This is a genomic window from Burkholderia sp. SIMBA_062 (assembly GCF_046534765.1).
Lineage (GTDB): Bacteria > Pseudomonadota > Gammaproteobacteria > Burkholderiales > Burkholderiaceae > Burkholderia > Burkholderia ambifaria.
The window spans coordinates 1-244 of record NZ_JAWRYD010000522.1; the positions used below are offsets into that span (position 1 = coordinate 1).

Consider the following 244-nt stretch of genomic DNA (forward strand, 5'->3'; position numbering starts at 1 on the left):
GGCGACCTGCTGAACGCGCAGAAGATCACGTGGGGCGGCTTCATGGGCGGCTTCAACCTGCAGACCGTGAACTCGAACGGCACGACGGGCTGCAAGCGCAGCACGATCGCGACGGCGGTGAACGCGGCGACGGCCGATTACATCCCGCACCACAACTGGTTCCAGTACTTCAAGTCGACGTCGAACCCGCAGCATCTGCGCCCGAGCTCGACGGCCGTGATCGGCAGCACGCTCGAAGCGGACG

1 pseudogene is annotated in these 244 nt (G+C 65.6%); it reads left to right on the plus strand.

Annotated elements, in window-relative coordinates:
• A pseudogene (locus tag SB786_RS37310) lies at positions 1 to 244 on the plus strand (phospholipase); the annotation flags it as partial.